The 12111-nt window shown below is 48.3% G+C and carries 16 protein-coding genes and 3 pseudogenes; all 19 read right to left on the bottom strand.

Annotated features, from left to right (window positions below; all coding sequences use genetic code 11):
• Nucleotides 1-760, bottom strand: a 760-nt coding sequence (locus tag DWY76_RS13335) for a virulence-associated E family protein (protein WP_243112054.1), incomplete at its 3' end; no start/stop codon positions are given.
• Nucleotides 729-1373: a CHC2 zinc finger domain-containing protein gene (locus DWY76_RS13330; RefSeq protein ID WP_120081575.1), complete on the bottom strand. Its 645-nt coding sequence runs from the start codon at nt 1371-1373 to the stop codon at nt 729-731. The genes DWY76_RS13330 and DWY76_RS13335, both read right to left, overlap by 32 nt.
• A 64-nt stretch (nt 1374-1437) precedes the next feature.
• Nucleotides 1438-2301 carry a hypothetical protein gene (locus DWY76_RS13325; protein ID WP_120081574.1) on the bottom strand — a complete coding sequence of 288 codons (864 nt, stop codon included), beginning with the start codon at nt 2299-2301 and terminating at the stop codon, nt 1438-1440.
• A 245-nt stretch (nt 2302-2546) separates the two neighbouring features.
• A pseudogene (gene mobQ / locus DWY76_RS13320) lies at nt 2547-3623 on the bottom strand (MobQ family relaxase); the annotation flags it as partial.
• Nucleotides 3624-3908: 285 nt separating this feature from the next.
• Nucleotides 3909-4214 (bottom strand): DUF3847 domain-containing protein, encoded by a 306-nt coding sequence (locus tag DWY76_RS13315; protein ID WP_004612914.1) that lies wholly within the window; start codon nt 4212-4214, stop codon nt 3909-3911.
• Nucleotides 4215-4300: 86 nt separating this feature from the next.
• Nucleotides 4301-4858 (bottom strand): HD domain-containing protein, encoded by a 558-nt coding sequence (locus tag DWY76_RS13310; protein ID WP_004612915.1) that lies wholly within the window; start codon nt 4856-4858, stop codon nt 4301-4303.
• A gap of 18 nt (nt 4859-4876) precedes the next feature.
• Complete coding sequence (upp, locus tag DWY76_RS13305; RefSeq protein ID WP_004612916.1) at nt 4877-5494, bottom strand: uracil phosphoribosyltransferase; 618 nt, start codon at nt 5492-5494, stop codon at nt 4877-4879.
• Nucleotides 5495-5694: 200 nt separating this feature from the next.
• Entirely contained in the window at nt 5695-5985 is a 291-nt protein-coding gene (locus DWY76_RS13300) for a hypothetical protein (RefSeq protein ID WP_004612917.1), read from the bottom strand.
• Entirely contained in the window at nt 5963-6259 is a 297-nt protein-coding gene (locus DWY76_RS13295) for a hypothetical protein (RefSeq protein WP_004612918.1), read from the bottom strand. Before DWY76_RS13295 ends, DWY76_RS13300 begins: the two co-directional genes overlap by 23 nt.
• Nucleotides 6260-6368: 109 nt before the next feature.
• Nucleotides 6369-6641, bottom strand: coding sequence for a DUF6809 family protein (locus DWY76_RS13290; RefSeq protein WP_004612919.1), 273 nt, complete (start codon nt 6639-6641; stop codon nt 6369-6371).
• Nucleotides 6642-6658: 17 nt separating this feature from the next.
• Complete coding sequence (locus DWY76_RS13285; protein ID WP_004612920.1) at nt 6659-7006, bottom strand: TnpV protein; 348 nt, start codon at nt 7004-7006, stop codon at nt 6659-6661.
• A gap of 2 nt (nt 7007-7008) precedes the next feature.
• Nucleotides 7009-9396, bottom strand: a complete 2388-nt coding sequence (locus DWY76_RS13280; RefSeq protein ID WP_004612921.1) for a recombinase family protein — start codon at nt 9394-9396, stop codon at nt 7009-7011.
• Between the two features lie 70 nt (nt 9397-9466).
• A pseudogene (locus DWY76_RS13275) lies at nt 9467-10009 on the bottom strand (type IV secretory system conjugative DNA transfer family protein); the annotation flags it as partial.
• The gene (locus tag DWY76_RS13270) at nt 10006-10464 is read right to left on the bottom strand and encodes a PcfB family protein (RefSeq protein WP_015536851.1); all 459 of its coding nucleotides are present in this window, start codon (nt 10462-10464) and stop codon (nt 10006-10008) included. The gene DWY76_RS13270 and the pseudogene DWY76_RS13275, both read right to left, overlap by 4 nt.
• A gap of 29 nt (nt 10465-10493) precedes the next feature.
• Complete coding sequence (locus tag DWY76_RS13265; RefSeq protein ID WP_120081572.1) at nt 10494-10940, bottom strand: DUF3846 domain-containing protein; 447 nt, start codon at nt 10938-10940, stop codon at nt 10494-10496.
• Nucleotides 10864-11064 (bottom strand): hypothetical protein, encoded by a 201-nt coding sequence (locus tag DWY76_RS13260; protein ID WP_120081571.1) that lies wholly within the window; start codon nt 11062-11064, stop codon nt 10864-10866. The genes DWY76_RS13265 and DWY76_RS13260 overlap by 77 nt, the downstream gene beginning before the upstream one ends.
• A 41-nt stretch (nt 11065-11105) precedes the next feature.
• On the bottom strand, nt 11106-11345 hold the full coding sequence (locus DWY76_RS13255; RefSeq protein ID WP_120081570.1) for a hypothetical protein: 240 nt from the start codon (nt 11343-11345) through the stop codon (nt 11106-11108).
• 10 nt (nt 11346-11355) lie between these two features.
• Nucleotides 11356-11826 carry a hypothetical protein gene (locus DWY76_RS13250; RefSeq protein WP_120081569.1) on the bottom strand — a complete coding sequence of 157 codons (471 nt, stop codon included), beginning with the start codon at nt 11824-11826 and terminating at the stop codon, nt 11356-11358.
• Nucleotides 11827-11892: 66 nt separating this feature from the next.
• Nucleotides 11893-12111 (bottom strand): annotated as a pseudogene (locus DWY76_RS13245) (chromosome partitioning protein ParB); the annotation flags it as partial.

Genomic DNA, 12111 nt, shown 5'->3' with positions numbered 1-12111 from the left:
GGGGGCGGTCTGCCGGGTGGGTTTCATAGGGTATCTTGTAAACCTCTTTCTGTCGGCTTAAAAACGACTTGATTTCCTCAATGCTCTTGGCGTTGGCGGTTGCCATCATTTCCGACATTTCGATAATCCAGTGACCTTGCAGCTTGCGGTACACATTGTCATCGTCCAGCTTCCGCAAATCATCGGAGAACCACTCGTCCCGTACTGCCAGCAAACGGAAGAAAGTGGACTTGCCAGCCCCCTGACCGCCTACCAGACAGAGCATGATTTCAAACTTGCACCCCGGCTGAAAGGCTCGTGAGACTGCACCCAGCAGGAACAGCTTCAACGCTTCATAGGTGTAATCGTCTGCGTCAGCCTCCAGAAAGTGCCGCAGGCAGAAGCGGATTCGCTCTGTACCGTCCCACACAAGTGTATTGAGGTAGTCCCTGATGGGGTGGTACTTGTTTTCATTCGCCACAATCCCGATGGCGTTATCAATCTTTTTCTCATTGGTAAGCCCGTAGGTTTCTTCCAGATAGAGAAGCAGATATTTCATGTCCGTATCGTTTAAGGCGGTGCTGTCCCTGTGGAAGCCGATGGGCTTTATGATGTCCTTGCGGTCGGTCAGGATGTTGTATGCGATAGCCCCGGAAAGCAGCGGGTCACGCTGGAATACGGTCAGGCAGTTCCGTATGCTCTGACGGACACCGCCTTTCTCGGTAGTTTCCAGCCCCGCCTTGATTTCCTCAACGCTCTGGGGCGGCTGCATGGCGTTCATGGTGTTCTTTAGTTCTTGCTGCGTCTGCGGCTGCAAGCTCTGCCATTCGCTGTTCAAGCTGTATCACATCCTTTCCGTAGTCCGTAATCAAAGCCGCTTTTTCCTCTGTCTCCCCGAACAGCAGCACATCCAGCAGATATTCCACATGGGCTTGCTTCTGTAAGGCTTCCACAAACCGGGGATGAAAGGCTTCCTCCGGGGAGTGCGGGGCGTAGTCCGTTCTCCATGCCATAAGCAAGTGGAGATAATCGGCAAGGATACGGAAGCAGCGGCTCTTTGCTTCCTGAAACTGTTCCTCCGGGGATTTCTGCCGTGGCTTGGGCTTTTTTGCCTTTCCCGGCGGCTTCCAGTCCTCATAGGAAAGCCCGAAGTCATTTGCCAGTTGTATGGCGGCTTCTTTCTTTCCAAGCCCATACAGGGCGGCGGCAAAATCAATCACATCCCCATCCGCACCGCAGCCGAAGCAGTGGTAACGCCTATCCAGCTTCATGCTTGGGGTTTTATCGTGATGGAACGGGCAGCAAGCCATCCCGTTCCGACCTGCATGGATTCCATAATGCTCCGCAGCCTGTCTGGTTGTGACGGACTGCTTCACAGCTTCAAATACATTCAAATCTATCCCTCCTTAAAAAGAAAAAAGCACCTGACATTCTCTGATTGAAAATGGCAAGTGCCTGTTAAAGTTCCATATCCTGTTGTTTGTGTTTCGTCTGTGCCGGGACAGTTCTTTGTGCTTTTTTCTCGTCAGCCTTATCCTGTAAGACTTCTTTGATACGCTGTTTCTTGGGCGGCTCTTTGCTTTCTTCTGTGCCGGGGGTGGCTTTCCGTACCCAGTAGCGGATGTCCCGCAGCTTCTTCAAATCCTCCTGTACCTCGGTCAACGGTATTTTCAGGGCTGCAATTTCTTCCAGAAGCGTTTCCTGCTCCTCTTGCAGCTCCTTTTGGGTACTGTCCTTATCGTCCGGGTGCTTGGCAAGGTAGGCGGCGGCTTTCGCATACCGGGCAACCTCCGGGTGTTCCTGTTTGAATTTCTCCTTTGTTTTCTTAAAAAATATCTTCTGGTACTTCTCATAGACAGGCTTACATTCCTTGCAGTCTGTCCGGCTGGCAAGAATCCCGTCAATCACTTTGCTGCGGGCTTCCTTTGGCTTCATCTGATTGCGGTAATCTGCGGCTGATTTCCCGGAAGATTCCAGAAACGCTTCTAAGTCCTCCACAGTGGAAAGCCCCTTTTGCCGGAGATAGGACAGGGCTTCGCTGACTGCCTTTAAGTCCTGTGAAGTCCCCCGGTTCTGTCCAGCCCTCGTCCAGTCCTTCCGTTCTTCCTTTCGTATCTCCATGTACTTCATCAGCAGATTGGGAAGAAGTGTCGCTTCCTCCGCCGCTTTTTGTGCAAGCAGCTCTTTCCGTTTTTCTCCCAGCTCGGTAATCCAGCCTTTGAGGTTTTGGATAAGCTGCCGGATGGACTTCATCAGGCGGTTGGCGGCTCTGATTTCCCGGTTCAGGTTGCCGATATTCGTCTGGATACCACGCTTTTCCATCTGCCGGACAGCAGCCCCCTCATGGACAGTGGGGACAATATCAAGCCCCTGTCTGGCATAGGAACGCAAGTCCACACGCTCCGGGCGGTCATTGGCTTCCAGATAGCGGTTCTGGATGACCTCCCATGGACTGCTTTATGCTTTTCACAATCAGCAACGGCGGTCTGAATGGCGGTAATGGCTTTCATGCGGTTAGCGGCTTTCTGCATATCTTCACGAATGGCAGTAGCCTTTTCACTCACCCCTTGCAGGGCAATGTCCAAATCTTCCAGCGTGAAAAGCTCATGCCGTTGTAGATAGACGGTCGCTTGGGAAATGGTTTTCAAATCATCGGTCGTGCCTTTCTGCTGTCCGTATCTCGACCATTCGCTACGCTCTGCCTTTCGCAGATTCAGATAATCACGCAGTAGAACGGCAAGGTTCGGAGAAGCATTTTTCTTTTCCGCTTCATTTTCTGCAATGACTTCTTTGGTGGCTTCCAGAATGTCAGCAATCCAGTCACGCAGACTTTTGATAGTGCTGCGGATAGCGTTCATCATGCGGTTGGCGGCTTTAATGTCTCGGTTGAGATTGCCGATGTTGGTGGCAATGCCTTTTCGCTCCAACGCAGAGACAGCCGTTCCCATGTGGACTGTCGGGATAATGTCAAGTCCCTGTCTTTCATAGGAACGCATATCAATCCGTTCTGGACTTCCGGCAAGTTCCAGATATTTGTTCTGAACAATTTCCCAACCATGCCGCCATTCCTCGGCATGGTACTGTTCGTTCCAGTCAACGGTATCTTCCTTATGGCTTTTCCATCTGCCGGATGGGAGCTTGATACGCTCGCCGTTTTCGTCAAGGTCATAAACCTTGCGGCTCTTAGGCATCCATTTTCCATTTTCATCAATGGCTCGCATGGTCAGCATGAAATGGCAATGGGGATTGTGTCCCGGCGGATCGGGGTCATGGATTGCGAAATCACAACACATTCCCTTTGAAACAAACTGTTCCTCGCAGTATTCTTTGACCATCTGCGGTAACAGCTCCATCGGGACTTCTCTGGGCAGGGCGGCAACAAACCGTCTTGCAAGCTGTGAGTTCCATTGCTTTTCGATTTCTTCAACGGAGTTCCAGAGGGTTGCTCGGTCTGCATATTCGGGTGGAGCATTTGGGGGCAGCATGATTTCCGTATAGACCACTTCTTTTTTGCAAGTGTAATTCTTGGTTTTCTGGTCATACTCGGAAAACAGCTTTTCTCCGGCTTGGTAGGCAGCTCCGGCAACCGCAGAGTTGCCTTTGCTTCGCTGAGTGATTTTGATATTGAAGTGGGGTACTGGCAATTTGTGTGAACCTCCTTTCGGTGCAAAAAAATGACCGATACTTTTCAGCAGCGGTCAGGTGGTGGAATATAAACTTGCTGTCGGGGAATGATTGCTTGCAATCGTTTCCCGGCGGCAAGTCCACAAAGGGGTAGTTGGCAAAGCCAACGCAGGGGAAGTGTAGCTTCCCCTGTATGATTGGAGCAGACTGCGGAAATCATCAGCTCCCTGCAAGGGGCTTTCGGCAGAACGCAATGCACAACCTTTAGGTGGTGTATAATTGCGCCCTTTTTCCAAAAGGGTCTTTTAGCTCCCGTTCGGCTGCCCCAATTCCTTTCGGTTCGCAATCAGCAAATCCAACTTCTTTTGAACCGCTTCGCTGTGAAAGATGAAAGTCAAAAGCTCCATCACATCATCATCGGTCAGAGTGGTCGGCTCTTTCAAAAAGGTTTCCAACATTCCGGCACGAGTGCAAAGGCGGTGGGTTCGCTCACTTCGGGTCAACCTCTTTAATTCGCTCTGCAATCGCTTTTCCTTGTGCATGGCTGCGGTCAGCTTTCGCTCGACCACATATTTCTCACGCTCCAATTTTTCCAGTTCTTCTTTACTCATAGACAAGCTCCTTTCGCAATAATGGATAAAACAAAAGCGACCAACTTTTTACGGTTGATCGCCTTTGGCTTAGACAATACTTATAACTATTTTTCTATCTTTGCAAGTGTATCCTCTCGTATAGCTTGTCGTAATGTAGTAAGATATTCTGAAAAACTCACTCGGTCATCTGCATAAGTCAAATTTAATTTATACTCTTTCGGAATCCATGTAGATAAATCAGAAGCGTTATGCTGAATTAAAGCTTCCAAGCTATCAATAGCTTTATATATCTTAGCTTCGACAGTTTTTCTTTCTGTCATCTCATTATATAGAGCTTTCATTTCTTCTGCATAATAAGACGGTAACGTATCTATCCAGTTAAATAGTAAATTTTCTTCTATATCCTCATGCACTTGCTTTTTATCAAAGGTAGGAATGTCTCCTGTAAAGCATTCACCCAAATCATGAATAATACACATACGAATAACTTTATCCATATCAACATCTGGAAACTCATCCCGCATAAAAAAAGCCATCAGCGTCATCATCCAGCTATGTTCTGCTACACTCTCGTGTCTTCCTTTCGATGTATAGCAATGCCTTGTCGTATCTTTTAAACGCTCAGCGACACTTAGCGCATTTAATAATTCTCTGGAATTCATAATTTTACCTCCACATTATCAAATTACATATTCATTTTCTCTTACTCCATATAATCTATCTCCGGTATCTCCATTATACGGCAGTAAATACCCATCTTCTCTAATTCCGTCTGCCATATGGACTAAAAATAGCTTCACTTCTGGATGCTCCTTAAAAATTCGTTCTATTCCAGATTGACATCCGAACATTGCCATAATAACTACATTTTCATCTTTGAAACCATACTTTTTCATGTGTTCCAGTGTTTTCAAAATGCTACCAGCTGTAGCAAGTGCCGGATCTGTGATAAAAACTCTTTTACTTTCTGGTTCTTTTATCTGTTCAAATTCATCCCAAGCAACAAATGGTTTTAATGTATGCAAATTACGTCTCATGCTAATTCGTGCAACATCTGCTTTAGGCAACCTTTTTGTCAATCTATTTGACATAGACATTCCTGCTCTCAGTATTGGGATAATTACAGCATTTTCTCCAACATCATTTTTAGACACGGCATATGTTGATAATTCATCTGTTAAATCACCAAGTAACTTTGCATATTCTTCTCCAACAACGCTTAAATCAAAATAGCCTGATACTCTATTGCGTTCTTCGTATGGTATCATAACGAATAAATTAGGATGCTTATAATTCATATCAAAATCCTTCTTTCCGTATACAGCTTATGTTTATAATTTATAATTGCAGGACTATGTCCTTACTCGAAGTGTATCATATCTGTATTTCTAATTCAACATTGTACACCTCATATAATCTGTATTTTTCAGCTAACAGCCAAAGAAAACATCAAGTGCAGACCCGACATTTTGACCGCAAATCAACCCAAAATGCTACATCATTCCATCTGGCTATTGAAACCGTTTTGCTTGGCGTTCTCGCTTGCTTTTCGTCTGCGTTCCTCGCTGTACGGCGGTTGCAGACGGATAGAAAGTCTGGACTTGTCCAGAAGATAAGTCACACCGCCTTGCTCATGGGATTTTTCCAGTCGGCAGAGATCGGGGTGCTTTTTACTGAACAATGCCAGTCGCTTTCGCAGGCTGGCATTGTAGGTGTAGATACTGGCTGTGTCCTCGCCCTCATTAAAGAGGATGATAGTTTCTTTTTCATACTTCGTCAGCTTCGCCATAACTTTTCTCCATGTGATGATTCCAGTAGCTATCCATAATGACTGCCTTGTGCTGGTAGTATTCCTGCATCTGCAAACGCAGATTGTAGTAGAAACGACGATACCATTTGTCGCACTTCTCGTCACTCAGCTTGACCGACAGCATATAGAACAGTTTCTTTGCCGCCGGATCAGGAGTAAGGGCAGCTACATAACGCAAACGCTCAACCGTTGCTTCACGGTTCGGACAGCCAAAGGTATACAGGGTTTTCATTTCCTTCAGGTTCATTTTCATTCAAAAGTCCTCCTTGATAGTTGATAAAATAAAAGCGACAGATACTCAGAATAGAAATACCTGTCGCTTTGCTCACGATATTAAATTGTTGGTTCTGCACTTGACTTTTTTACTTAAAGTCGGGCAGTTCGTATATCTCTTTCATCAGCAGAACGCCCATTGTAAAACCATACTTGAAATGTTCCTCGGTCTGCATAGTCTGGCAGTCTGCAAAATTGTCATTGAGCTTATCCAGCTTCGCATAATCTTCTTTGCTCAATGTCTGCTCAAAGTATCGCATGATGTCTGCGATTGCCTGTCCTGCTTCCCGAAACTTCTCTGATTTCGGTACTACCGTTTCTGCCGGATAAATCTCTCCATTGAAGATTGCTTCTAAAATCATAAATTCACGCTCCTTTCTCAGCAGTAAATCAGCTCGCCCTTGATGGCTTCCTCAGCCTGTGCAACACAAGCGTTCATCTGGCGAACCCATTCGATTTGATTTTCGGCTTTGAGCTGCTCCGTCACGCCGTATGCCTTTGCAAGCTGTGGCACGATGATTTCCATACGCTTCTTGGCGGTTTCCTCAATCTCCGCACAATGCTCATAGAGAGTTTCATTCAGCACCATGTCGGAGAACAGGACTGGATTAGCCAGTCGCAGATACTCCTTTCGCATCCGTCCCCACTTGCCAAGACGGATATTCGGATTTTTCAGCTTGATGTCGGGGATGTAGTAGTCTCCACATTTGATAAAATTCAGTTCCATATTCAAGCACCTTTCTTTCTGTGATATTCTTCCCTGCGTTTGGCAAGGGTAGTTTCATAGCGTTTGATTGCATCGGGGTCTCCGGCTTCTGCATCGGCTTTCATTTTCTGATAGCTTCTGACAGTAGCTTGGCTCTGATACTTTCGCATTTCAGCCAGCTTCTTTGCTGCTTCTTCATCGGTCTTGGCAAGCTCTACAAGGGCTTCACGCTCTGCCTGTCGCTTGGCAGTTCTTGTCCTCGTGTATTCAGCCTTGCGTTCTGCCATCATAGCGGCATATTCGGGGTCTGCCGCCATGCGTTCTTCCTCACGCTCCTTTTTTCGCTGTCTGGCTACGGCTTCTTTTTCTTTCAAGGCTTGCCATTCCTCGGCGGCTTTCGGGTCTGTCTTGGCGGCTTCTTTCAGCTCCTTTCGGGAAAGTTTCTTTTGCCTGTTGGCTCGTTCTGTCCGTTTGCGTTCCGCTTCCAGTAGCTTTTCACGCTGTAAGCGTTCCTTTTCTTCCATTTGGGCGATATAGGCAGGGTCGGCTTCTCTGGCTTCCTTGATTTTCTGCTGTCTGCGGTGGTTTCGCTCACGCTGCAAGGCAAGTTTGCGTTCATATTCAGCAATAGCTTCCGGGTCTCCGGCTTCAACAGCTTTCATCAATGCTGCTTTTTTCTGTTTCTGAACCTCTGCGGCTCGTTTCGCCTTTTCCTGCTTCTTTCGCAACTGCTCGGCTTCGATGGCGGCAATGCGTTCTTCTTCGGAAACAGTTTCAACAGGGGGATAGTAGTTGCCGATGAAGTTGAAATAAATGTCGATATTCTGCTGACGGTAAACGGTGCGACCACCTGTGGCTTCGTGGACTTCCACTCTGTCAATAAAGGCATAGAGCATGGTGTCCGTCAGTTCCTCGCAGTTTCGGTACTTGTTGACTAAGGCGATAAAGCGGTTGGTGTCGATTTTCTCAACTTCTTCCTCTTGTATCTGTCCCTGCAATTCCTCAACTCGTTTTTCCAGCATAAGCTGTTCTTCATCGTACTGCTGTATCATTCGCTGTGCCTGTCGCTCCGGCAACAGACCGCTGATGGCACTGTCATAGAGCTTCTGTATCTTTGCATCCAGTTCAGCCATTCGTTTCTTGGCTTCGTCAATTTCCTGCTGTCCGTTGTTGGCTGACTTGGATTTGCTCTCATTCCATACGGTCTTGAGCTGGGAAATAAACTCTGCTTCGTTCTCAATGACATATTGGCTGACCGCTTTGATTGCCTGCAAAATCGCCGCTTCCAGAGCAGAGGTTTTAATGAAGTGGGAAACACATTCATTGTTCTGATTTCGATAATTGCCACATTGAAAAGCAGAATCGGAATCATAATGTTTTCCGCTTTGCCTTGCTTCGGGGCTGATGAATCCCATTCGTGAACCACAATCCGCACAATAGATCATGCCGGACAAACGGTGGGAATAAGTTCCGTTTGCGGCTCTCGGTTTTGCACGAACACGGAGCTTCTGGGCAATGTCCCATGTGTCTTGGTCAATGATGGCTTCGTGGGTATCGGGGAATATCATCAGTTCTTCCGGCGTTGCGGCTCTGCGTTGCTTTGTCTTGAAGTTCTCACAGATGGATTTGCCCAACACGGTATGACCGAGATATTCCTGCCTGTCCAGAATATGACCAATCGTATTTGCGTTCCAACGGTAAGGGTCGCTGAAGCTCCTGTTTCTGCAATTTTCGGGGAAATACTTTGCCGTATATGCAGATGGTATCAGCACCTTTTCTTCGGTCAGTTGTTCCGCAATCGCCGTCACGCCCATACCTTGACAGGCAAGACGGAACACCTTTCTGACGATTTCAGCAGCCGGTTCATCCACAACAAGGGTCTGCTTATCTCCGTTGATACGCTTGTAGCCATAGGGGATAGCACCGCTGCACCTTAGTCCCTCTTTCATTCTGGACTTAAAGACAGCCTTGATTTTGTTGCTGGTGTCTTTGGCGTACCACTCGTTCATGATATTCAAAAACGGTGTGAAGTCATTTTCGGTTGGATTGGCACTATCCACATTGTTGTTGATAGCGATAAAGCGAACACCCTTTTTCGGGAATACAATCTCTGTGTAATAGCCGACTTGCAGGTAATTTCTGCCAAACCTTGAAAGGTCTTTTACTACCAGAGTGTCCACCCGTCCGGCTTCGATTTCTTCCAGCAGGGCGGTAAAGCCGGGGCGGTTGAAATTCGTGCCTGAGTAGCCATCGTCATAGAAATGGCGGATATTTCTCAGTCCCTTTTGTCGGGCATATTCTTCGAGATACTTTTTCTGATTTAGGATGGAGTTCGATTCGCCAGCCTGTTCATCGTCTCTGGATAATCGCTCGTATAGAGCTGTGATTTTGATTTCTTCTTTCTTTGCCACGGTTTTGCCTCCCTTCTGTATGTAATTAGCGTTGATAAAACGCTACCTTTTTCTATCTTGGTATATTGTAACCTTTCGGATCTGTAACCACGAATGATACCGGAAAATTCTTGGAATCACATTGCAGCAGATTCGGCTTGATAAAGAACCTTGTCTTACCGCTGCCGGAACCGCCCACCACCAGCACATTTTTATTCCGGGCATTCTTGGGGTCCGGTGGGCGATTGCTCATCATCAGGCGTTCTGTTTTGGTCAGAATGATATTGTCCTCAAACTTCGGAGCCATAAACGGCTCGATATCTTTGGGTCCGCCCCACCGGGCAGAGCCGTACTCCATGCCGTGGCGGTACTTCTTGGCGTTTTTGCCTTTCAGGTACACCGCCAGCCGCATTCCAGCACCGCAGCACAGACCAATGAACAAGTCAAACGGGTGCAGGCTGGGCAGCGGATTTGAAAATACAGCCGGGAGCGTATCCATCAGCGATACGATTTTGTCGCCCAGTTCCTTGCCCACAGCCAGCCGCCATGCCTCGCCCAGATTGGTAGCTACAAGCCCAATCACCACATAGGGCAGATAGAGCGCCAGCAGCTTGGAAAGCTTCTTTTTGCTCATAGGCCACGCTCCTCCTGCTTGTGCCGCACTTTGTCCGGCAGATTTGCAACGGACTGCGCCAGATCATGCAGCTTTGCCAGCACGGAAGGACGCTTGGTTTTATCCAGCACCGATGCCGAATATTCCTTGAACGCTGCGCTCAAGGCATCCGTGTCCTGTGCCTTGAAGTAGACCAGATATCGGGGCGGCGTGCAGGACAGGTCTTTCTGGATGGAGTAGTCGATGTGATACCGCTTAGCATAGCGGTCAAAATCCTTGATGCCGGTTTTCTGAATCTCCACATTGGTCACGCCACGGTTCTGCCGTACCAACCGCTTCATGGACTGCTTGCCCTGCGAAGCGTGCTTGTCATACTGCCGCAACAGAAACTGCATTCCGCGCAGCAGGGTGCGGGCGGACAGTTTTGTGGTCGAGATGGCAAGGTTGACCGTCTTATGCTCGATTTCTTCCTGCATCGTTACCACCTCCTGTGCAGAAAATCGTCTTAGCGGTCATGTTCCACCGGGGGCTTGTTTACGGCCTTTTCTGCGTCATTCTGAACCGATTCATCCGGCACCGGAATGACCATCAGGCGACGCCCCAGAGGGAGAAAAGCTTCGGGTTGATGGAATTCTTCTTCATACTTCTGAGTCAGCTCCGGAGAGAGCGACACAAAATCTTCCTCTCCCAGCCCCACCACCAGAAAGGTTCCGGCAATAACATCGTACATCAGCCCGTCCTCGTCCCACAGGGCACGGTTCAGCGGCAGACCCATGAGCTTGCCATCATCGTTGTAGACGATGGCGACCGGATCTTCAAAAGGGTAGCTTGCGCCGATGGAGCCGCCCACCGCCTGCTGCAAGGCTTTCAGGTCGTTATCGATCTCGACCTGCTGCGGATACTGTCCCGGTGCAATTTTCAGCACCGACAGAGTGTTCTCGTTCTGTTCCATTATCTTCCTCCTCAAATTTGATAGTGATTTCCTGCCCAGCACGGGCGGCGTTCAACAGAGCTGCCACAAAGAAGCCGGAAAAGGCACCAGCTTCAAAAATGATAAACGAATAAATATAATTCATAGCAAACCTCCGACATTGACTGAACTGTGAGAAGAATCCTCTCAGGGAGGACGAGGAGCGCTAGATGCGGTGACGGTATGCTTAGTGGAAACATTGGCATGAGTATGCGGTGCGGCATCGGTAGAAAAATAGTCGTACAGAGCATCCCGCAGAGAATGGAAGCAACGAGCATGGTAGTCGTGCAGACGGAGAACCAGAATCTTCAAAACATCAACGGCGGAACAGTAAAAGTCCTCCGTGACTTCTGCGAAACTCTCATAGCGGGTCATTTCGGTATCCATGCTGCACCTCTCAGTCAATGCAGATGCAGACCATCTTCTCGCGGCCAGCCATCAGAGGGACGCTGTTCTCGGCCAGATAGCACTGGATCAGATACAGGTCACTGGTGGTAAGGGCAACAAAGCTGCCATTGGTATCGTAGCGAACAAAGACAACGGCACCGGACAGATACCGCTTGCCAGCCAGTGTGATGACCTGACGAGGGTCGTAACAGAGAGCCAGCGGCACATCTTCGCTGATGCTGTAGCAGGAATCTGCTTCATCGAAGCAAGGCAGGTAACTGCGAACGTTCGCCAGCGGAGTGATAGTCAGTTCGATCTCCGGGGCAATCACGGCGGCGTAAACTTCATCATCACCGAACTGCCGCTCCAGCACATCGCTCATCTTATTGAAGAAGTCGGTCACAGCATTGTCCATGTGGTTGATTTTCTGGTTCATAGCTTCGATGGTCTTTGCGGTCTTGAGATCAATGGTAGTATTCATAGTGGGTTTCCTCCAAATTTTTGCAAAAAAGAAAGACCCGGTCGGGTCTTACGTTCAAAAGGTGTATCAGCGTTCATTCTGCCGCTGCTGTTTACGCTGCCACTGATCCAGCAGCTTGATGATGGTGTCCTCCATCTGTTTCGGGGTGTAGCTGCGCGGGAAATATTTCCGCAGGGTGTCGTTTTTGATGACCACCTTGTCCAGCTCGTCCTTTTTCTCTTCTCCCATGACCGCAAAGGCAACATCATACGAGAAGTGCCCTTCCTGCGCCAGCCTTTTGAGCCG

It is taken from the genome of Faecalibacterium sp. AF27-11BH (assembly GCF_003603005.1).
GTDB lineage: Bacteria > Bacillota > Clostridia > Oscillospirales > Ruminococcaceae > Faecalibacterium > Faecalibacterium taiwanense.
Note: the sequence above shows the minus strand (reverse complement) of the source record. Positions and strands in the feature narration are given on the sequence as shown.